Annotated in this window: 14 protein-coding genes and 1 tRNA gene; 4 read left to right on the top strand and 11 right to left on the bottom strand. The window is 63.4% G+C overall.

Annotated features, from left to right (window positions below; genetic code table 11):
• Positions 1-59: 59 nt before the first annotated feature.
• Positions 60-398 carry a VOC family protein gene (locus HFP57_RS07885; protein ID WP_176869268.1) on the bottom strand — a complete coding sequence of 113 codons (339 nt, stop codon included), beginning with the start codon at positions 396-398 and terminating at the stop codon, positions 60-62.
• 360 nt (positions 399-758) lie between these two features.
• Between HFP57_RS07885 and HFP57_RS07880 the strand changes: the two genes are divergently transcribed.
• Complete coding sequence (locus HFP57_RS07880; RefSeq protein WP_425500734.1) at positions 759-1,661, top strand: OmpA family protein; 903 nt, start codon at positions 759-761, stop codon at positions 1,659-1,661.
• 108 nt (positions 1,662-1,769) lie between these two features.
• Here the strand turns inward: HFP57_RS07880 and gltB are convergent, their stop codons facing one another.
• The 3 genes from gltB to HFP57_RS07865 all read right to left on the bottom strand — a co-directional run bounded on the left by gltB (position 1,770) and on the right by HFP57_RS07865 (position 8,523).
• Entirely contained in the window at positions 1,770-6,284 is a 4,515-nt protein-coding gene (gltB, locus tag HFP57_RS07875; protein ID WP_176869266.1) for a glutamate synthase large subunit, read from the bottom strand.
• Positions 6,281-6,943 carry a DUF2059 domain-containing protein gene (locus HFP57_RS07870; RefSeq protein WP_176869265.1) on the bottom strand — a complete coding sequence of 221 codons (663 nt, stop codon included), beginning with the start codon at positions 6,941-6,943 and terminating at the stop codon, positions 6,281-6,283. Before HFP57_RS07870 ends, gltB begins: the two co-directional genes overlap by 4 nt.
• A gap of 113 nt (positions 6,944-7,056) precedes the next feature.
• The gene (locus HFP57_RS07865) at positions 7,057-8,523 is read right to left on the bottom strand and encodes an NAD(P)-dependent oxidoreductase (protein ID WP_176869264.1); all 1,467 of its coding nucleotides are present in this window, start codon (positions 8,521-8,523) and stop codon (positions 7,057-7,059) included.
• 203 nt (positions 8,524-8,726) lie between these two features.
• On the opposite strand from HFP57_RS07865, the gene HFP57_RS07860 reads away from it, so the two are divergent.
• Positions 8,727-9,521, top strand: a complete 795-nt coding sequence (locus HFP57_RS07860) for an undecaprenyl-diphosphate phosphatase (protein ID WP_176869263.1) — start codon at positions 8,727-8,729, stop codon at positions 9,519-9,521.
• A 184-nt stretch (positions 9,522-9,705) separates the two neighbouring features.
• Here the strand turns inward: HFP57_RS07860 and HFP57_RS07855 are convergent, their stop codons facing one another.
• Positions 9,706-10,653 carry a complex I NDUFA9 subunit family protein gene (locus HFP57_RS07855; RefSeq protein ID WP_176869262.1) on the bottom strand — a complete coding sequence of 316 codons (948 nt, stop codon included), beginning with the start codon at positions 10,651-10,653 and terminating at the stop codon, positions 9,706-9,708.
• A 123-nt stretch (positions 10,654-10,776) separates the two neighbouring features.
• Between HFP57_RS07855 and HFP57_RS07850 the strand changes: the two genes are divergently transcribed.
• Positions 10,777-10,864 (top strand) — tRNA-Leu (locus HFP57_RS07850).
• A 164-nt stretch (positions 10,865-11,028) separates the two neighbouring features.
• Here HFP57_RS07850 and HFP57_RS07845 read toward each other — a convergent pair.
• From HFP57_RS07845 to HFP57_RS07835, 3 genes are all read right to left on the bottom strand, one after another.
• The gene (locus HFP57_RS07845) at positions 11,029-12,237 is read right to left on the bottom strand and encodes an EAL domain-containing response regulator (protein ID WP_176869261.1); all 1,209 of its coding nucleotides are present in this window, start codon (positions 12,235-12,237) and stop codon (positions 11,029-11,031) included.
• Positions 12,234-15,128 (bottom strand): PAS domain S-box protein, encoded by a 2,895-nt coding sequence (locus tag HFP57_RS07840; RefSeq protein ID WP_176869260.1) that lies wholly within the window; start codon positions 15,126-15,128, stop codon positions 12,234-12,236. Before HFP57_RS07840 ends, HFP57_RS07845 begins: the two co-directional genes overlap by 4 nt.
• A gap of 213 nt (positions 15,129-15,341) precedes the next feature.
• Positions 15,342-15,740, bottom strand: a complete 399-nt coding sequence (locus HFP57_RS07835) for a thiol-disulfide oxidoreductase DCC family protein (RefSeq protein WP_176869259.1) — start codon at positions 15,738-15,740, stop codon at positions 15,342-15,344.
• A 121-nt stretch (positions 15,741-15,861) separates the two neighbouring features.
• On the opposite strand from HFP57_RS07835, the gene HFP57_RS07830 reads away from it, so the two are divergent.
• The gene (locus HFP57_RS07830; RefSeq protein ID WP_176869258.1) at positions 15,862-17,646 is read left to right on the top strand and encodes an SLC13 family permease; all 1,785 of its coding nucleotides are present in this window, start codon (positions 15,862-15,864) and stop codon (positions 17,644-17,646) included.
• A gap of 14 nt (positions 17,647-17,660) precedes the next feature.
• Here the strand turns inward: HFP57_RS07830 and HFP57_RS07825 are convergent, their stop codons facing one another.
• The 3 genes from HFP57_RS07825 to HFP57_RS07815 are packed head-to-tail and all read right to left on the bottom strand — an operon-like array spanning position 17,661 to position 20,425.
• Positions 17,661-18,857: an acyl-CoA dehydrogenase family protein gene (locus HFP57_RS07825; protein WP_176869257.1), complete on the bottom strand. Its 1,197-nt coding sequence runs from the start codon at positions 18,855-18,857 to the stop codon at positions 17,661-17,663.
• Between the two features lie 47 nt (positions 18,858-18,904).
• Positions 18,905-19,285 carry a VOC family protein gene (locus HFP57_RS07820; RefSeq protein ID WP_176869256.1) on the bottom strand — a complete coding sequence of 127 codons (381 nt, stop codon included), beginning with the start codon at positions 19,283-19,285 and terminating at the stop codon, positions 18,905-18,907.
• Between the two features lie 30 nt (positions 19,286-19,315).
• Complete coding sequence (locus HFP57_RS07815; RefSeq protein WP_176869255.1) at positions 19,316-20,425, bottom strand: S-(hydroxymethyl)glutathione dehydrogenase/class III alcohol dehydrogenase; 1,110 nt, start codon at positions 20,423-20,425, stop codon at positions 19,316-19,318.
• Positions 20,426-20,469 lie beyond the last annotated feature (44 nt).

Here is a 20,469-nt window from a genome sequence, read left to right as displayed (position 1 = left end):
AGGATCGGATATAGCCGGTTGCTAGCCGAAACGAAATGAGCCCGGGCTGAACGGTGCGCTTATTCGGTCCCTTCATATTGGTAGACGAGCAGCTCGTTGCCGCCCGGATCGCGGAAATGGAAGCGCCGTCCGCCGGGAAATTCATAGCTTTTCTTGACGATCGTGCCGCCCGCCTCGCGCACCGCCTGCTCGGCGGCGGCGATATCGTCGGTCTGGAAACCGGGCAGGGGCGGCGGCGTCTCGCCGAAACAGGCGAGACCGATCTCGAATGCGTCCGTGTTGGCGCCCGCATATTCGGGTCCGTAATCGGTGAATTCGACGCCGAAAGCCGCGGTGTAGAAGGATTTTGTCGCGGCCATGTCGTCGGTCGCGAGCTCGAGATAATTGGGCATCTGCATGACGAATCTCCTCGATGTTCGCTATATGTTCTTTTGCGGGGCAGGGCAATGGGTGGAGAGAAAGCGCCTCGGTTTGAATGTCCGCAATGGCACAGCCGTGTGGCGCAGTCTGCGACGGCTCACCGCACGATGCGCTCGAATTGCCCCGACAACCTGTCTGGTGCGGGAACCCTTCATCTGCCAGAAAGGTTGGCGTGAGCAGTCAGCAATTCCGAGGCGTTCAACGGAAGCTTGGATGTCGCAAATCTTGTCCGCCGGGATGGATATGTTTCTGACAGCCGGACACGCCATCACGGCCTCGACCGGACGAAAATTCGCGACCACGCAGATCCGGTTGCGGGAGTTTGAGGGAGCAACATAGTGCATATAATTTCCAGAAGGCCGACGGCATTTTTCCTTATGGCCATGCTTGCCGTTCCAATTCCGAGCAGCCTGGCTGCGCAGCAGCTGGAACCGGTCGAGGGCGAGAATTCGATTTACGTGTACGGCACGCCTCCGGATGATCTGTCCGGGTCGACCGAGGGGCCCGAGATCGAAGGCTTCATTTCCGCGCGCAGCGGCGACCGGATGGAGGTCACGAGCGCCGACGGCAGCACCACAAGCATTCTCATCGCCCCCGTCACCGAAATCAGGGCGCGCGGGGGCTTTCTCGGCCTCGGTCGTACTCAGCTTGCTGCGGACTCGCTGCTCAACGGCCTGCCGGTCACGGTGGAGACGGTTGAATGGGGCGATGGCCTGGTGGCGAGCAAGGTCAGGTTCAGCGACAACGACCTCGAGACCGCGACCATGATCCGTACAGGCACCGGGCAGCAATTTGCGGAACAGGGCGCCGCAATCGAGGAAAATACAGCGGCGACAGAGGCGTTGCGCGGCCGCGTGGGCGATATCGACCAGTACAATATCCGCGGCACGACGAACGTGTATTTCGACACTGGCAGGTGGCGGCTGTCGGCTGAGGCCGAGCGCGAGCTTTGCGCCACGGCAAGCGAAGCCGATGCGACGGACAACGCCCTGCTGCTTGTTGTCGGCTACACCGATTCGGTCGGAGACCAGGAATACAACCAGGTACTGAGCGAAAGGCGGGCCGGTCGCGTCGTCAATTATCTTCAGCAGGAATGCGGCTGGGCACCCTGGCGCATGCTCACCCCCACCGGGATGGCCGAAGCGGACCCGCTGGCGAACAATGAAACCGCCGAAGGCCGGGCACAGAACCGCCGCGTTTCGGTGAATATCCTCGTCAGCAAGGCGCTTGACGGTCTGTGAGCGCGAGGGTTGGGCTTCGCCTAACCCGAATTCTCGGCAGGGAAACGCCGGTTCGGTCGTGATCTGAGACCCTGTTGGCGGTCAGATATTTCCTGATGCGCGCCTCGCTTATTCCGCCGCCGCGATCTCTTCCTCGTCGCTGAGCGGATGGTCGAGCCGGTTGAGCATTTCCTTGGGGCAGACCTGCCAGAAATGCCCGCGCCACCGGTCCCAATCGTCGATAATCGAATGCGCCCAGGGGCTGTCGGTCGCCTTGGCATGGCCGCCGATCAGTTCGAGCAGCTTTTCCTCCCAGTGCGAGGAGGCGAGGCGCTGCCAGACGATGCTCTCGGGGTTGGCGTGGCGCTCGAGCAGCTCGTCTTCGTCGAGGACGAAGGCCATCCCGCCGGTCATGCCCGCGCCGAAATTCTTGCCGACCGTGCCGAGAATGACGGCCGTCCCGCCGGTCATATATTCGCAAGCGTTGGCGCCGGCACCTTCGATCACGACGTCCGCGCCCGAATTGCGGACGGCGAAACGCTCGCCGGCGCGGCCGGCCGCGAACAGCTTGCCCGCTGTCGCGCCGTAGAGGACGGTATTGCCGATGATCGTATTGTCCTTGCTCTCGAGCGGCGAGGAGACGGTCGGGCGGACGACGATATGGCCGCCGGACAGGCCCTTGCCGACATAGTCGTTCGCGTCGCCGAATATTTCGAGCGTGATGCCCTTGCAGAGGAACGCGCCCAGCGACTGGCCGGCCGAGCCGCGCAGGCGGACATGGAGATGATCGTCGGCGAGGTCTGACATGCCGAACCGGCGCGTCACCTCGGACGACAGCCGCGTGCCGACCGCGCGATGCGTGTTGCGGACCGTATAGGTGAGCTGCATCTTCTCGCCGCGCTCGAACACGGCCTTTGTGTCGGCGATCATCTGGGCGTCGAGGCTGTCGGGCACTTCGTTGCGCCAGCCCTCGATATTGAAGCGCCGCTGATCGTCGGGCGCGTCGACCTTGGCGAGGATCGGGTTGAGGTCGAGATCGTCGAGATGCTCGGCGCCGCGCGAAACCTGGCGGAGCAGCTCGGTCCGGCCAATCACCTCGTCGAGCGAGCGGAAGCCGAGCCGGGCCAATATCTCGCGCACCTCCTCGGCGATGAAGGTCATCAGGTTGATCACCTTTTCCGGCGTGCCCGTGAATTTCTCGCGCAGCCGTTCGTCCTGTGTGCAAACGCCGACCGGGCAGGTGTTGCTGTGACACTGCCGCACCATGATGCAGCCCATGGCGACGAGGCTCAGCGTGCCGATGCCGAACTCCTCGGCGCCGAGGATCGCGGCGATCACGATATCGCGGCCCGTCTTGAGCCCGCCATCGGTGCGCAGCCGGATGCGATGGCGCAACCCGTTGAGGGTCAGCACTTGGTTGACCTCGGAAAGGCCCATCTCCCAGGGCGTGCCCGCGTACTTGATGCTCGTTTGCGGGGATGCGCCCGTGCCGCCCGTATTGCCGGCGACGAGGATCACGTCCGCATGGGCCTTGGCGACGCCCGCCGCGACCGTGCCGATGCCCGCCGAGCTGACGAGCTTTACGCAGACCCGCGCCTTGGGGTTGATCTGTTTCAGGTCGTAGATGAGCTGCGCCAGATCCTCGATCGAATAGATGTCGTGGTGCGGCGGCGGCGAGATCAGGGAGACGCCCGGCGTCGCGTGGCGGAGCTTGGCGATGAACTCGGTGACCTTGAAACCGGGCAGCTGGCCGCCTTCGCCGGGCTTTGCCCCTTGCGCGACCTTGATCTCGATCTCGTCGCAGGCGTTCAGATATTCGGCCGTCACGCCGAAGCGGCCCGATGCGATCTGCTTGATGACGCTGTTCGCATTGTCGCCATTGGGCTTGGGGCTGTAACGGCTCTTGTCCTCGCCGCCCTCGCCGGACACGGCTTTCGCGCCGATCCGGTTCATCGCGATGGCGAGCGTCTCGTGCGCTTCGGGCGAGAGTGCGCCGAGGCTCATCCCCGGCGTCACGAACCGCTTGCGGATCTCGGTGATCGCTTCGACCTCGTCGATCGGCACCGGCTCCTTGGCATAGTTGAACTCCATCAGGTCGCGCAGATAGACGGGCTCGAGATCGCGCACGCCGCGCGAGAATTGGAGATAGCTCGAATAGCTGTCGGTCCCGACGGCGGTCTGCAGCAGGTGCATGAGCGGGGCGGAAAAGGCGTGCTGCTCCTCGCCCGCGCGCTGGCGGTAGAAACCGCCGATCGGCAGGGTGACGACGGCCGGGTCCCACGCGGCATCATGGCGAAGCTCGGCATTGAGCTGGAGCGAGGCGTAGCCTTCGCCAGAAATCTTGGCCGGCATGCCGGGGAAGAACTCGTTGACGAGCGAGCGCGAGAGCCCGACCGCCTCGAAATTATAGCCGCCGCGATAGCTGGAGATCACCGCTATCCCCATCTTCGACATGATTTTCCGCAAGCCCTCGTCGATCGCGAGCTGGTAGCGTTCGAGGCAATCCTCGAGGGTCAGGTCGCCGAACAGGCCGCGCGCACGCCGCTCGGCGATCGCGGCCTCGGTGACATAGGCGTTCACCGTCGTCGCCCCGACGCCGATCAGCACCGCGAAATAATGGGTGTCGAGACATTCGGCCGAGCGGACATTGACCGAGGCGTAGGAGCGCAGCCCCTTGCGCTTGAGATGCGTGTGGACCGCGGCGGCGGCGAGCACCATCGGGATCGCGATCCGGTCCGGCCCCGTATTCTCGTCAGTCAGGAACAGCTCGATATGGCCCTCGCGGACCACCTGTTCGGCCTGTTTGCGAACGGCGGCGATCGCGTCCCGCAAAGTGCCGCCGACGTCATAGGTACAGTCGATCTCCGCCGCGACATCGCCGAACCCTTCCTTCAGCCCGCCCCATTGGTCGGACGTGAGAACCGGCGAATCGAGGACGAGGACGCTGTCCTGCTCGGCTTCCTTGTCGAGGATGTTCGCGAAGTTGGCGAAGCGCGTCTTGAGGCTCATCACATGGCGTTCGCGCAGGGAATCGATCGGCGGGTTCGTCACCTGCGAGAAGTTTTGCCGGAAGAACTGGCTGATCAGCCGTGGCTTTCCGGAGATCACGGCGAGCGGCGTATCGTCGCCCATCGATCCGACCGCCTCCTTGGCGGTCTCGACCATCGGCGCGAGGATCAACTCCATATCCTCCATCGTCTGCCCGGCCGCGACCTGGCGGCGCAGCAGCTCGGCGCGCTCCCAGTCGGGCGCGTACCGTTTTTTCGGCTTGGGCAGGTCGGCGGTCGTCTTGAAGCCTTTCACCCATTCGCCATAGGGGCGTTCGGCGGCGATCTTGTCCTTGATCGCCATATCCTCGAACAGTTCGCCGTCCTCGAGATCGACGGCGATCATCTGGCCGGGGCCGAGCTGGCCCTTCTTCACGATCTGGCTTTCGGGAACGACGACCATCCCGGTTTCCGAACCGACGATCAGCAGCCCGTCCGCGGTCTGCGTCGTGCGCAGCGGGCGCAGCGCGTTCCTGTCCATCCCCGCGACGATCCAGCGGCCGTCGGTCATGGCGAGCGCGGCGGGCCCGTCCCAGGGTTCCATCATGCTCGCGAGATAGGCGTACATGTCCATATGCGCCTGCGGCAGATCGTCGTCATGCTGCCAGGCTTCCGGGACCAGCATCAGCTTGGCCGTCGGCGCGTCGCGGCCCGAGCGGCAGATCGTCTCGAACACCGCGTCGAGCGCGGCCGTGTCGGACGATCCGGCCGGGATCAGCGGTTTGATCTCCTCCGAATGCTCGCCGAACGCCAAGCTCGCCATCTTGATCTCGTGGCTCTGCATCCAGTTCTTGTTGCCGCGGATCGTATTGATCTCGCCATTATGGGCGAGACTGCGGAACGGCTGGGCGAGCCACCATTGCGGGAAGGTGTTGGTCGAATAGCGCTGGTGGAAGATCGCCATGCGGCTTTCGAACCGCTCGTCGGTGAGATCGGGATAGAAGGTCGCCAGCGATTCCGCGAGGAAGAGACCTTTATAGACGATCGAGCGGCACGACAGGCTGCAGATATAGAAATCGCGGACCTGGGCTTCGATGATCCGCTTTTCGATCCGCTTGCGGATCAGAAAAAGGTCCCTCTCGAATTCGGCGGCATCGATCTCCTCGGGCATCGGGCCGGCGATCATGATCTGCTCGATCTCGGGCCGCGTCGCCTGCGCCTTTTCTCCGATCACCGAGATATCGACCGGCACCTGCCGCCAGCCGTAGATGCTGTAGCCGAACTCGATGATCTCGCTCTCGACGATCGTGCGGCAGGTTTCCTGCGCGCCAAGATCGGTGCGCGGCAGGAAGACCATGCCGACTGCGAGCCGGTTGGGCATCGGCCGGTGCCCGCTATCGGCGATCGCATCGTCGAAGAAGCGCGCAGGCAGGTCGACGAGGATGCCTGCGCCGTCGCCCGTCTTGCCGTCCGCATCGACCGCGCCGCGGTGCCAGACCGCACGCAACGCCTCGATCCCCGCCTCGACGACGCGCCGCGACGGCTGCCCGTCGATCGCCGCGACGAGCCCGACGCCGCAGGCATCGGATTCCAGTTCCGGATGGTACATGCCACGCGTAGCGAGACGCGCGTGTTCGGAGGTGGGGAGGTCGGTCATTCTTCGGTCTCTGTTTCAGTGCTTTCCTCGGGCTCGCCGCCACCGCGCATCGCATCGAGATTGCTGCTCGTGACCGGGCGGGAGGGGCGGGCGGCCGTTTCGCCGGAGTCCGCGCCGACATCGGCCATCAGCGCCTCGATATCGTCGTCCATCATCGTCATCGCCCGGGCCATCGTGTTGCGCTGCCAGGCGGCGATGTCGGGATCGGCCATGATCGTGGCGGCTTCGGCCAGATAGGCGCGGCCCGTATTTCTTTCGAAGAAGTCGATCATGTCGCGTAGCTGGCGGACGGTGAAGCGCCGCGCATAGGCGCGCGTCATCGCCTCGACGAGACCGGGCAGGGTCGCGACCATCAACTCGCCGGTTTCGACGCGCTGTTGCTGGAGGAAGGCCAGGAAGCGTTGCTGGGCTTCGGGATCCTCCTGCATTGCTTCCATGAAGCGCGGCGACTGCATCAGCCCCTGCTCGATATTGGTCATCGTCGGCTCGAGCATCGCGAGGATCATCTGGTTGCGCTGGGCGGGCGGCATGACGAGATCGAGCAGCTCGCGCGCCTTTTCGAGCCGGTCGGGATCGAGCGCCTCGGCGGCGGCCGGGGCGGGGGGTGTCTGGGCCGCGACAGATGCAGGTGTCGACAGCAAGGCCACCAAAACAGCCACCGTCATTCCAGCGAACGCTGGAATCTTGGGCAAAATTGCGCAACGGCCGCGCTGGGTGGCCAGAGATTCCAGCGTTCGCTGGAATGACGAATAGGAGATATGTGGCAAGGACATCACACCACTTCCTTTTCCCGGGCCGGCTCCGCTTTCGCCGCTGGCGCCTTCGCCTTCAGATATTTGTGCATGTGCGCGGCCACGTCGCGGCCGTCGCGGATCGCCCAGACGACGAGGCTCGCGCCGCGCACGATATCGCCGGCCGCGAACACACCGTCGAGGCTCGTCTGCATCGTCTTGTGATCGACGCGCAAGGTACCCCAGCGGGTTACCGACAAGTCGGGGCTGCCGAACATGCCGGGCAGGTCTTCGGCATCGAAACCCAACGCCTTGATCGCGAGATCGGCGTCGAGATGGAAATCGCTGCCCGGATCGACCTGCGGCGCGCGCCGGCCCGATGCGTCGGGCTGGCCGAGCCGCATCTTGTGCGCCTTCACGCCGGTTACGCCTTTCGTACCCTCGAACGCCTGGGGCGCGGAGAGCCAGACGAATTCGACGCCCTCCTCCTCGGCATTGCGGACCTCGTTCTGCGAGCCCGGCATATTCTCGCGGTCGCGCCGGTACAGGCACTTGACCGATTTCGCTCCCTGGCGGACGGCCGTGCGAACGCAATCCATCGCCGTATCGCCGCCGCCGATGACGACGACATTCTTGTTCGCCGCGTTGAGCGCGCCGCTGTCGAACGCCGGGACCTCTTCGCCGAAACCCTTGCGGTTCGACGCGATCAGGAAATCGAGCGCCTCGACCACGCCCTCGGTGCCGACGCCCGGCGCCTTCAGCTGCCGCGCCTTGTAGACGCCCGTCGCGATCAGCAGTGCGTCGTGCTTCTCGCGCAGCTCGGCGAGGCTCGCATCGCGGCCGACCTCGAAATCCTGATGGAAATGGATGCCGCTGTCCTTCAGCCGCTGGATGCGGCGCATGACGACGTCCTTTTCGAGCTTGAAACCCGGGATGCCATAGGTCATCAGCCCGCCCGCCCGGTCGTGCCGGTCATAGACGTGCACCTCATAGCCATGGCCGCGCATATATTCGGCCGTGGTCAGACCGGCGGGGCCCGCGCCGATGACGCCGACCGACTGGGCCGAGCGATCGCGGACGGGCGTGATCGGTTCGACCCAGCCTTCCTTCCACGCCGTGTCGGTGATGTATTTCTCGATCGCGCCGATCGTCACGGCGCCATGGCCGGAAAATTCGATCACGCAATTGCCTTCGCAGAGCCGGTCCTGCGGACAGATGCGGCCACAAATCTCGGGCATGGTCGAGGTCGCGTTGGAGAGTTCATAGGCTTCGCGCAGCCGGCCCTCGGCGGTCAGCTTGAGCCAGTCGGGGATATGGTTGTGCAACGGACAATGGACCGAACAATAGGGGACGCCGCATTGCGAGCAGCGCGCCGACTGTTCCTCGGCCTTTTCGATGGCATAGGCGCGCGCGATTTCCTCGAAATCGTCGCTGCGGTCGCCGGGCGCGCGTTTCGCAGGATAAGCCTGCTCAACGCCCACGAATTTGAGCATTGGATTGTCAGCCATCGGATTCTCCGTATGCGGCCCTGATAGCATGGAAAATCGCTAAGTCACGCGGAAAATCGCCATATAGGACAGTTTATATTACCTAATGAGCGAATATTTCATGCGGCATGGCGGTTTGTCCGGACTTCAGCGTCAATGAATGGCCGTATCGGCCCTATATTTAGCGCAAGACAGAGTGGAATCGGCTGTGATAGGGGCGCTGCATGACTTTCCTCCAAATGCTGATCACGGCCATCGTGCAGGGGGTGACGGAGTTCCTGCCGATCTCCTCGTCGGGCCATCTGATCCTGACGCCCGTGTTCATGGGCGCCGACGATCAGGGGCCGCTGATCGATGCCGCGCTGCATGTGGGTTCGCTGTTCGCGATCATCGCCTATTTCTCGAAAGATGTCTGGGGCCTGGCGCGGGGCGGGTTCGCCACGGTCGGCATCGGCCGGGCGCCCGAGCAGCGGCGGCTCTTCTGGTGGGTGGCGATCGGCACCGTCCCGGTCGTCGCCTTCGGCGCGTTCCTCTACGCCAACGACATCATGCCCCAGCTCCGGATGACCGATCTCGTGGCCGCGAACCTGATCGGCTACGGGCTGCTGCTCGGTATCGCCGATCGCTTCGGGCGCCAGGAAAAAGCCTATGAAGACATGACGGTCCGCGATGCGATCATCGTCGGAACGGCCCAGGCGCTGGCTCTGATCCCGGGGACGAGCCGGTCCGGCGTCACGATGACGGCGGCCCGCTTCCTCGGCTATCAGCGGGTCGAGGCCGCGCGCTTTTCCTTCCTGCTGTCGATCCCGGCGGTGGCCGGGGCGGGGGTACTCATCATACCCGAGATCATGGAAGTCGGCGGCGAACTCGTCACCGAGGCCCTGATCACCGGCGCGATGACCTTCGTGGCCGCACTCGCCACCATGCACTTCCTGATGCGCTTCCTGCGCAAGGCCTCGATGATGGTCTTCGTCGTCTATCGCGTGCTGCTGGGCATCGTGCTGCTCTGGGCTTTCTAATCATCAGAAACTTTCTGGCGAAAGTTCGCCGCACCAGCCCGCTCCCCCTCCCGACCTCCCATTCAGTGTACCCTAAGTGGGAGGTCGGGAGGGGGAGCGGGCTGGTGCGGCGCTCAACCGACAGGTCGAGTCTGACAAACAAAAACCTGACAAACAAACCCGCGCCAGCGGAATTCCGGCAAGTTCAGACTTCGCCGGCCGCCTTGTTGGCGAACCGCCCATGCGTGCGATACTGGACCAGCCATTTGTCCGCCACCGCAGCGAGCGGCCGGGGGGCGATGTCGAACGCTTCGAAGCCGTCGGCATCCTCACCGACGACATTGTTGCTCTGCAGCGAGAGCCACTGGTCCCAGCTGATCGGTGCGCCAGGCAGGAAGCCCATGCGCGCCATCGCCCGGCCCATCGCGTCGGGCACCTCGAATATCTGTTTGTCGGGCTTGCCGATGGAATCCAGAATGAAGCGGTTGATCTCGCGCATCGAGAGGATCTGCGGGCCGCCCAGCTCGAACGTCCGGCCGCGATAAGCGGCGGGGTCGAGCAGGGCCTTCACGACCGCATCGGCGACATCGGCGACATAGACGGGCTGGAACTTGGTGTCGGGCCGCATCACCGGGACCATGACGGGCACCATGCGGGCGATCGCGGCGAAGCGGTTGATGAAGCCGTCTTCGGGGCCGAACACGACCGAAGGCCGCATGATCATCGCATCAGGGATCGCTTCGCGCACCGCATCCTCGCTGGCGGCTTTCGAGCGCGCATAGTGCGACGCCGCCTCATGCGATGCACCGATCGCCGAGATCTGCACGAAATCGCGGACGCCGGCCGCCTTGGCCGCCTCCGCCGCGTTACGCGCACCCTCGACATGGACCTTCTGAAAATCGCCCTTCAGGATGCCGACGAAATTGATCGCGGCATCGGCCCCTTCTAGCGCGCGCACCAGGGTTGCGGGCTTGGTGATGTCTGCGGCAACGAACTGCGTCTGGCCCAGCCCGCCCATCGGCTTGATGAAAAAGGCATCGCCCGGATTGCGCTCCGCGATCCGGATTCGAATGCCGGCTTTCAGCAGATCCTGCGCAACGTACCGGCCGAGAAAGCCGCCGCCGCCGAACATCGTTACCAGCCTGTCCTGCATCGAAAATCTGCTCCTTCGGGGTCGTGCGGCCCCCATGGCGTCTAACCAGCACATTGACAAGCGCCGCATCGCCCATCATAGCGCCCATCCTGCGTTCTGGCGAGCATATCGCTGGAACCGTGGGCCCAGATGGCGGAATTGGTAGACGCGCCAGCTTCAGGTGCTGGTGTCCCTTGCGGACGTGGAGGTTCGAGTCCTCTTCTGGGCACCATTCACTCTCGAAGTGAAGTCCGAGAGCGTCCAGTCGGAGACGGGAGGTTCCCGGCCTTTTTTGGCGATGCCTTTCAAGCCCGGTTCGCCTGCATCTGCTGACATCCAGCGCGATACGATCTTCGATTTCAGGTAGCCGTCACTATCGTCGGTCGACGCGATCCCCTAGGCCGCCGCCGACGTCGAGCCTTCGCCGGCACCTTCCTCGCTGGACGATCCCGCTGCGACAAATTTAGCGAACTCGTCGGCGGGCATGGGCTTTGCGAAGAAAAAGCCCTGCGCTATCTCGCAGCCGATATCCTGCAGGAACGTGACCGTGTTTTCGGTCTCGACGCCCTCCGCGCAGACCGGCATCTTCAATTCCTGGGCCAGCGCGACGAGCGCGCGCACGACTGTGCGGGCGTCGCGGCTTGTGTCGATATCGGTGATGAGCGATCGATCGAGTTTCAGCTCGCTGAAGGGCATCCGATAGATTTCGACGAGGGAAGAATAGCCGGCGCCGAAATCGTCAAGCGCGATCGTGATATCCTTGAGCCGCAGCCGGGTCAGGATATCCATGGCCTTGCCTGTATCGGCCATCGCCGCTTGTTCGGTAACCTCGAGCGTCAGAAGCGGTCTTTCGATGTTCGCTTCCGCGACAAGCTCGGCGATCCGGTCAGGCAGCGTCAGATCCGTGAGCTGCTTGGGCGACAGGTTGACCGCCACCGGAAGCGCGATTCCGTTGCGCTGCCAGATGCCGATTTGTGTGATCGCCTGGCGCAGAACCTCGTCGCTCAGCTTCCCGATCAGTCCCGATTCCTCTGCCAACGGCACGAAATCATTGGGCGGTAAAAGGCCGTGGGCCGGATGGTTCCAGCGCGCCAGGGCTTCGCTGCCGACGACCGGAAAGCCATCGCCGCTTTGCAGCCCGATCTTGGGTTGAAAATGCAAAACGAGCTCGCCCTCGGTTATGCTCGTCGACAGCGTATCGGCCGTAATGCTGATATTCTTGGTCCGCACCTCCTGAAGTGCGGCTTCGAGATCGGTCACGCCGACCGGTTTTTGCAGCACGTTGCGCATGTCGAGACCGAACATGCGCCCCAGCCGTTCGGCGGTGGCGATTACCCGCTCGTCCTGACCGCTGACCAGGATGACCGGCGCCGTGCAATTGCGTTTGGCCAGGTTCCGCAGGAATTCGACGCCGTCGGTGTCCGGCATGGTCAGGTCGAGCAGGACCACCGTCGGGTCGAGCCGTTCATAGGCACTGGCGAATTCGTCCTGATCGCCGGCCTCCGCCGATACAAAGCCGATATCCTCGGCGACGTCGCGGAAGAAGGAGCGAAGGTCCGGTTCGTCGTCAACGATAAGGATCCTGTTCTGGCCGGCCATCGTCATGCCGCCGCCTCATTGGACGGCTGAGCGCCAGCCTGGGTGTCGAGCGCATGCCGGATCTTCGCCGCGAGATCCGCGCGGCGATAGGGCTTGGTGACGAGATTGGCGCTCGTCTTGATCTCGCCCTCCCGCAAAATCGCCGATTCGGCATAGCCGGTTGCAAAAACGACGGGCAGGCCGGGCCGCATTTCGCGCGCGAATCTGGCGAGATCCTTGCCGTCCATCCCACCGGGCATCATGATATCGGTAAACAGGAGGTCGATTTCTTCGGACGATTCAAGCCGTTCAAGTGCTTCCTGGGCGTTTTCCGCTGACACTATCTTGTAGCCTAGATATTCGAGCAGGCCGATCGCGACTTTGCGAACATCGGACTGATCCTCGACCACGAGGATCGTCTCCCATCCGCCCACTTCTTCGTCGCTCGCGATGATATCATCGACCGGGCTTGCCTCGTCCTTTTGTGCGGCCGTTTCGATGGGAAGATAGAGTTTGACCGAAGTGCCATGACCGACCTCGCTGTATATCCGGACATGGCCTCCCGACTGTTTGACCAAGCCATAGACCATGGAGAGGCCAAGACCCGTGCCGCTGCCGAGATCCTTGGTCGTAAAAAAGGGTTCGAAGACTTTTTCGATTTCGTCGGCCGGTATACCGACGCCCGTATCGGTCACGGCGAGAACGACATAGTCGCCCGGCTCCAGATCGACTTCTCTGGCGGCATATTCGGTGTCGAGATGGACCAGGCCGCTTCCGATGGTCAGCTTGCCGCCGTTCGGCATCGCGTCGCGCGCGTTGACGGCAAGATTGAGGATGGCGGATTCCAGCTGCGAAGGGTCGGTATGAATGGTCGGCATGTTTTCGCCCAGCCGACATTCGAGCTCGATATTCTCGCCCAAGGTCCGTTTCAGCAGGCCGGCGAGATTTTCAATCAGCGGATTGGGTTCGATGGACGTTGTTTCCAGATCCTGTCGCCGGGAAAAGGCCAGCAAACGCTGGGTGAGTTCGGCCCCGCGATCGACGGCGCCCAGCGCAGCTCCTATCCGCTTTGCCGCCTTGTCGTCCGTATCGGCCTCACGCTCCAGCAACTCCAGATTTCCGACGATGACGCCGAGCATATTGTTGATGTCGTGGGCCAGCCCGGCGGTCAGCTGGCCGACCGTCTCCATCTTTTGCGACTGCAGCAATTGGTTTTCGATGATTTTGCGATCGGTGATATCGACGCTCACCGCCATCGATCGGACGATTGCACCATTCCCGTCGCGTTCGGCTACCGCGGAAAGCAGGACATCGCGAATGTCGCCGGATTTGGTGACGAACTGATATTCCACATCCGCGCAGGTGCCGGTCCTGTAAAACTCGTCGAGCGCATACTTCGCTTTCTTCGCCGATTCAGCGGTCAGGAATTCGGTAGATTTGCGGCCGAGAACCTCGTCCCGCTCATAGCCCAGCTTCTTGAGCCAGAAATCGCTGACGCTCACCAGCCGGCCGTCGATATCGACCGAATGGAGCATGATCGGCGTGTTGTTGTACAATGAGCGGTAGCGGGCCTCGCCGGCGCGCCACGCCTCTTCGGCCTGCTTTTCCGCCGTGATATCGGTCGCCGCGGCAAACACGAACCGATCGCCGGTGTCCGGATCGACATAGGGCACCTTGTCGGTGCGCACCCAGCCGCGTTCGCCCTCGCGCGGGGTATATTCTTCGACAATGCCGAGCTTGGGCCGGCCCGAATTGATGACCTCGAGATCGTCGTCGTGATATTTTTTGGCCTGTTCGGGAAAGAGTTCGTAGGTGTCGGCGCCTTCGACATCTTCGACGGGCATATCCATCGATTGCGCCGCGGCCTTGTTCAGCCGGATGATCCGGTTCTTGTCGTCCTTGAAAAAGATCCGCATCGGCACCGAATTGAAGATCAGCTCCAACTCTTCCTGATTACGGCGCAACGCCTTCTCGGTCTCGATCTGTTCGGAGATATCGCGGCCCTCCGCGATCAGCATCGTGACCGTGCCGCTGTCATCGGTGATCGGCTTCAGCGTAAAATCTATCGGAACACGTACTCCGCCTTCGCCCTGCACCTCCACGTCGAAACGTACGAATTCGCCAGCGGACGCTTTGCGAACAGCCTCTTCGACCGCGTCGCGCGTCGCCGTGCCGACCCGCCACCAGTAGGTCTCGGCAAACGGCATGCCGACCACTTCGTCGCGCGATAGACCGCCAAATTCCAGCGCCGTGTCGTTGACCTCGAGGACGATGCCATCGAGATCGAGAATCCCGCAAAATTGGAATGTATGATTGAAAATCGCTTCATAACGAAGCTGCGTCTCGCGCTGCAGGCTTTTGGTCTGGGCCAGATTTTCTTCGGTTTCGATACGCGCTTCGACTTCGCCGAGAACATCGCCTGTGGCATGGCGCATTTCGATCTGGTCCGTAACGACCGCGGCGAGGTCCCGAAGCAGCGCTTGATCTTCACTCGATAGCCCCGGTCTTGGCTCGGTATCGATCAGACACAATGTGCCAAGCTTGTGGCCACGCCGGTCGGTCAGCGGTGCGCCCGCGTAAAACCGTATCTCGGGGTCCTCCGTTACGAGCGGGTTATCGGAAAAGCGCGGATCCTTGGTTGCGTCCGGAACGACGAAAACGTCATCGCCGAGGATGGCATGGGCGCAGAACGCAACATCGCGGCCCATTTCCCGGACGTCGAGCCCGCAGCTCGCCTTGAACCATTGCCGGTCTTCATCGATCAGCGAAACAAGTGCGATCGGTACGCCGAACTGCCGCGCAGCCAGCCTCGCGATCCGGTCGAAATTCTCCTCGGGGGCCGTATCCAGAATTGCATAGCGACGCAAAGCCGCCAAGCGCTCGGCTTCATCGACTGGAGGTTCTGCTCGTTCTGTCATGCGTAGCTTGCGGCTCGGATCAATGCTCTCTTGCGGACCGGATTGGCCGGTTCGACATATAATTTCGACGCCTTTAGATAGCGTTAAGCACCCTGTATCGGGCGTGAGACGGGGCCGATGTCGAAATCGCGGTGTGAAAGAGACGGTGTGTTGCCTTTTTTCCGGATTTACAAAGCTTTAAACGGTCTGACGCGGCGCCGGTTGAACGCTTCTCTAGCGCGCCTCTAGCTGGCGGCCTATCCGCTGCATGGCGGGTCGGAAGCGCAAGAATATCCGGTAAAGCCTTTCAAGCAGCGCCAGAACGAGACGATGGCGCGCGGCGAGGCCCAGCGGGCGGAGCAGCGGCAGCTGGCGCCACATCGCGGCAAAGGCCGCGGCTCCGGACAGGAGTTCGCCATTTTCCTCCGCGTGAAAGCGTTCAAGCAATGCGGTCCGGTCGATCGGGCAGGGCGTCGCTTCGTCCGACACGTCGACGAAATGCAGTCTGCCGTTGCGGTCCAGTTTCTTCATCCACGCGATTTCGCGCGCGCACAGCGGACAGGCGCCGTCGAACCAGACGGTTGTCCGCGGCGTTGAAACGGAGCCTTTTCCGGCCGGGGGTTGGACAGTCATGCTCTGAACCTAGGCTGGTGCGGGTGCGCGGACGAGACGGCCTTTGGAACAGGGGAGGGCGCGCCGGGGCCCGAAGCATATAGCCGTAGGCGGCGCCTCCCGCTAACCCGCTCCCATGGAGATGATCCGGCAAGTCCTTGATTCGCAATCCGCCTGGATCGGGCTCGCCGTGCTGGTCGGGCTGTTCGCGCTGTTCATTTCGGAGAAGCTGCCGCCCGTCATCATCGCGGTGATCGGCGCGGCGGCCATGCTGATGCTCGGCTATCTGCCGCGGGCCGAGATGGAGCTGGTCTTCGCCAATCCCGCACCGATCACGATCGCGGCGATGTTCATTCTGTCGGGCGCGCTGATACGCACGGGCGTGGTTGAGGCGCTGGCCAGCATCGCCGAGCGCCGCGCCGCCGGCCATCCGCTTCGCGCGATCGGCGAGCTGCTGGGCGGGGCCTTCTTCTCGTCGTCCATCGTCAACAACACGCCGGTCGTCATCGTGCTGGTCCCGATCATGCGGCGGATCGGCGACATTGCCGGTATCGCGGCGAAAAGACTGCTGATTCCCTTGTCCTATCTGTCGATTCTCGGCGGTACGCTCACCCTGATCGGGACGTCGACCAACCTGCTCGTCGACGGCGTGGCGCAGCGTGCGGGGCAGCCGGCGTTCGGCATTTTCGAACTGACCGCGGTCGGGCTCGTGGCCGCCGCTTCGGGCATGCTGTTGCTGCTCATAACCGGCCGCTTCCTGCTTCCGGCGCATGAGGAGGGCGACGAACACGCCGAGCGGAGGCCGGTCGACGAGCGCTATCTGACCGAATTGCTGATCGGCGAGGATCATGACGATATCGGTAAATATTATGGCGAGATCGGCGAGTTCGGGCGGTCGGGTCTGCGCGCAGTTGCGCTGCGGCGCGGCGGCGAACTGATGCGGCACGACATCGACGCCGAGGTAGTGATGGCCGGGGATCGGCTGATCTTCGCCGCCGATCAGGCCGAATTGCTTTCGCTTTCCGACACGTACGGACTTCAGGTCGGAATCGCGAGCCGGCCGGTGCCGGCGACGCCGGAAGACCGGATTGTGGCCGCGGCGATCGCGCCGACACATCCGGCGATCGGCCGGAGACTGGCGGAAATCCCGTTCCTGACACGGACCGATGCCCGAGTTCTCGGACTGATGCGGTCGCGTCATCTGCCCGGGCCGACGCTTTCCGAGGTTACGCTGCGCGCCGCCGACAATCTGCTGATCAAGGGCAGCCCGGCCAGCATCACGGCGATCGAGGCCAATGTGAACCTGATCGATATCGGGGCGCCGACGGTCCGGCCCTTTCGGCGGCTGCGCGCTCCCATCGCGGTCGCGACCATGCTCTCGATCGTCGGGCTCGCGGCGCTCGGCGTCTGGACGATCGAACTGCTCGCGATCGTCGGCGTCGCGGTCGTGCTGGCGACGCGGTGTATCGATCCCGAAGAAGCCTGGAAGGCGATCGACGGCAATGTCATCGTGCTGATCTTCGGCATGCTCGGCGTGGGCGTGGGGCTCGAAAAGGCGGGGACGGTCGACCTCATCGTCGATGTGGCGCTGCCGCTGCTCGCGGCCGCCTCGCCGCTGCTGCTGCTGATCCTGATCTACGCGCTGACCTCGGTGCTGACCGAACTCGTCACCAACAACGCCGTCGCGGTGATCATGACGCCGATCGTGCTGACGCTCGCAGCCGATCTCGGCATCGACCCGAGGCCCTTGCTCTTCACCGTCATGTTTGCCGCGTCGGCAAGCTTCGCGACCCCGATCGGCTACCAGACCAACACGATCGTCTATGCTGCCGGCGGCTATCGCTTCGCCGACTTCCTCAAGATCGGGCTGCCGATGAACGTCATCGTCGGGCTCGTCACCTGCATCGCGATCGACCGGATGGTCTGACGGCGGCGGTCACGCTATCGGCCGAACAATTGCCGCCCGGCCAAGTCAAGCATGATCTCTTCCGATCCGCCGCCGATCGCGTTGACGCGGACTTCGCGATAGATGCGTTCGACCTTCGAGCCCTGCAGGTAGGAGGCGCCGCCCAGCACCTGCGCGGCGTCGCGCGCGACCCGTTCGAGCATCTCGGTCGCCTGCACCTTCAGCATCGCGAAATCGGCGGGCTGGCCCTTGCCCTCGCTCTCGGCCCAGGCGCATTGATCGACCCAGGCCTGGGTCGCCCCGATCCGCCGCGCCATATCGGCGAGCTTGACGCGGATCACCTGGTGCCCGGCCAGCGGCTTGCCGAAGGTTTCCCGTTCGCGCGCCCAGTCCGCCGCTTCCTTCAGGCAGACGCGCGCAAAAGCGCAGCAGCCGGTCGCCATGCCAAGCCGTTCGCGGTTGAAATTCCGCATGATGCCTATGAAGCCGCCATTTTCCGGCCCGATCAGGTTCGATGCGGGAACGCGGACATTGTCGAAATAGATCGCCGCCGTATCCGAACAGTGCCAGCCCATCTTCTCCAGCGGCGTGCGGCTGACGCCGTCGCGGTCCATCTCGATCAACAGCAGAGAAATCCCACCCGCGCCCTCGCCGCCGGTGCGCACGGCGGTCGTCATATAATCGCAGCGCATGCCCGAGGTGATGAACATCTTCTGGCCGTCGACGATGAAGTCTTCGCCGCTTGCCCCGGACCCCGATCCAGGGTCGCGCACGGCGCGGGTCTTGAGATTGGCGACGTCCGATCCGCCCGACGGTTCGGTGATGCCGAGCGCGATGATCTTCTCGCCGGCGAGGACGGGCGGGGCGATCCGCTGCTTCAACGCGTCGGAGCCCTGGGCGAGGATCGGCGGGAGACCGATGCCGTGCGTCATCAGCGACGCGCCGAGCCCGCCCGCGCCCACACGGGCCAGCTCGTTCGTCAAGACCATGCCGTGGAAGATGTCGAACCCTTCGCTGTGCCCGCCAAATTCCTCGGGATAGTTGAGGCCGAGAATGCCGGCCTCGGCGGCTTTCCTGTGCAATTCGCGGGGGATCTGGCGATCCGCCTCCCACTGGTCGATATAAGGTTCGATCTCGCGCTCGACGAAACGGCGGACACTTTCTGCGAGCGCGTCATGGCTCTCGTCGTAAAAGGGCGAACGGGCGCGCCATGCGTCGAAATCATAGGTCATATGTCAGATCCTTGGCCCGGCGCGGCCCGCACGATGGAGCAGCGGGTTCAGCCCATGCGGTGCATCGCGCAGATCTTGTTGCCGTCGGGATCGCGCAGATAGGCGAGGTAGAGCTTCATGCCAGCGCCCTCGCGAACGCCGGGCGGATCCTCGATCGCCGTGCCCCCGGCTTCGATGCCCGCCGCGTGCCAGGCGTCCGCCTGTTCGGGATTCTCGGCCGCAAAGCCGATCGTCCCGCCATTGGCGTGGCAGGCGGTCTCGCCGTCGATCGGCTTGGTGACCAGGAAAAGCCCGCCATTATGCATATAGATCAGCCGGCCCTTGTCGTCGGTGATGGCAGGATTCCCGCCGAGCGTCGCGAACAGCGCGTCGTAGAATTTCTTCGACCGTTCGATATCGTTGCTGCCGAGCATGACGTGCGAAAACATGGATGTTTCTCCTCAGGTTAAGCGGGGTTTTCAGTAGACGACGACGCTGCGGATGCTGGTCCCCGCATGCATCATGTCGAAGCCTTTATTGATGTCGTCGAGACTGAGCTTGTGCGTGATCATCGGATCGATCGCGATCTTGCCGTCCATATACCAGTCGACGATCCTGGGAATGTCGGTGCGTCCGCGCGCGCCGCCGAACGCCGTGCCCTTCCAGACCCGGCCGGTGACCAGCTGGAAGGGGCGGGTGGCGATTTCCTTGCCGGCTTCGGCGACGCCGATGATGATGCTCTCGCCCCATCCGCGGTGGCAGGCTTCGAGCGCCGTGCGCATCACGTCCGTATTGCCGGTGCAGTCGAATGTGTAATCCGCGCCGCCATCGGTTCGCTCGACCAGATGTGCGACAAGATCGCCCGATATGTCGTTCGGATTTACAAACTCGGTCATGCCGAATTTGCGGCCCCATTCCTCTCGGTCGGGATTGATATCGACGCCGATGATCTGCTTCGCGCCGACGAGCTTCGCGCCCTGGATCACGTTGAGCCCGATCCCGCCGAGCCCGAACACGATGACGGTCGCGCCCGCTTCGACATCGGCGGTATGGATCACCGCGCCGACGCCGGTGGTGACGCCGCAGCCGACATAGCAGCTCGTCTCGAACGGCGCGTCCTCGCGGATCTTCGCGACCGCGATTTCCGGGAGCACGGTGAAGTTGGAGAAGGTCGAGCAGCCCATATAATGGTAGATCGTCTCGCCCTTGTAGCTGAACCGGCTGGTCCCGTCCGGCATCAGTCCTTGCCCCTGGGTATCGCGGATTGCCGTGCACAGATTGGTTTTCTGAGAGAGGCAGTTTTTGCATTGGCGACATTCGGGAATATAGGCGGGGATGACGTGATCGTCGGGCGCGACCGAGGTGACGCCGGCGCCCACTTCGCGGACGATCCCGGCGCCCTCATGGCCGAGCACGGACGGAAACTTCCCTTCGCTGTCGAAACCGTCCAGCGTATAGGCATCGGTGTGGCAGATCCCCGTCGCCATCAGTTCGACCAGAACCTCGCCTTCCTTCGGGCCCTCGAGATCCAGCTCGACGACTTCGAGCGGCTGCTTCGCCTCGAAGGCGACGGCGGCACGGGTTTTCATCGGGTACATCTCCTAGGGTGACAGGGCGAATTGGCGGTATTCAT

Origin of the sequence: Parasphingopyxis algicola, assembly GCF_013378075.1 — a bacterium.
Taxonomy (GTDB): domain Bacteria; phylum Pseudomonadota; class Alphaproteobacteria; order Sphingomonadales; family Sphingomonadaceae; genus Parasphingopyxis; species Parasphingopyxis algicola.
The sequence above is the reverse complement of the archived record's forward strand: the minus strand, read 5'-3'. Positions and strand labels throughout refer to the sequence as shown.

Coding starts and splice junctions, on each gene's coding strand:
- HFP57_RS07830 (WP_176869258.1), top strand. CDS start 15,862: ATGATCCGGCAAGTCCTTGATTCGCAATCCGCCTGGATCGGGCTCGCC.
- HFP57_RS07835 (WP_176869259.1), bottom strand. CDS start 15,740: ATGACTGTCCAACCCCCGGCCGGAAAAGGCTCCGTTTCAACGCCGCGG.
- HFP57_RS07845 (WP_176869261.1), bottom strand. CDS start 12,237: ATGACGATGGCCGGCCAGAACAGGATCCTTATCGTTGACGACGAACCG.
- HFP57_RS07885 (WP_176869268.1), bottom strand. CDS start 398: ATGCAGATGCCCAATTATCTCGAGCTCGCGACCGACGACATGGCCGCG.
- HFP57_RS07865 (WP_176869264.1), bottom strand. CDS start 8,523: ATGGCTGACAATCCAATGCTCAAATTCGTGGGCGTTGAGCAGGCTTAT.
- HFP57_RS07815 (WP_176869255.1), bottom strand. CDS start 20,425: ATGAAAACCCGTGCCGCCGTCGCCTTCGAGGCGAAGCAGCCGCTCGAA.
- HFP57_RS07860 (WP_176869263.1), top strand. CDS start 8,727: ATGACTTTCCTCCAAATGCTGATCACGGCCATCGTGCAGGGGGTGACG.
- gltB (WP_176869266.1), bottom strand. CDS start 6,284: ATGACCGACCTCCCCACCTCCGAACACGCGCGTCTCGCTACGCGTGGC.
- HFP57_RS07855 (WP_176869262.1), bottom strand. CDS start 10,653: ATGCAGGACAGGCTGGTAACGATGTTCGGCGGCGGCGGCTTTCTCGGC.
- HFP57_RS07840 (WP_176869260.1), bottom strand. CDS start 15,128: ATGACAGAACGAGCAGAACCTCCAGTCGATGAAGCCGAGCGCTTGGCG.
- HFP57_RS07820 (WP_176869256.1), bottom strand. CDS start 19,285: ATGTTTTCGCACGTCATGCTCGGCAGCAACGATATCGAACGGTCGAAG.
- HFP57_RS07825 (WP_176869257.1), bottom strand. CDS start 18,857: ATGACCTATGATTTCGACGCATGGCGCGCCCGTTCGCCCTTTTACGAC.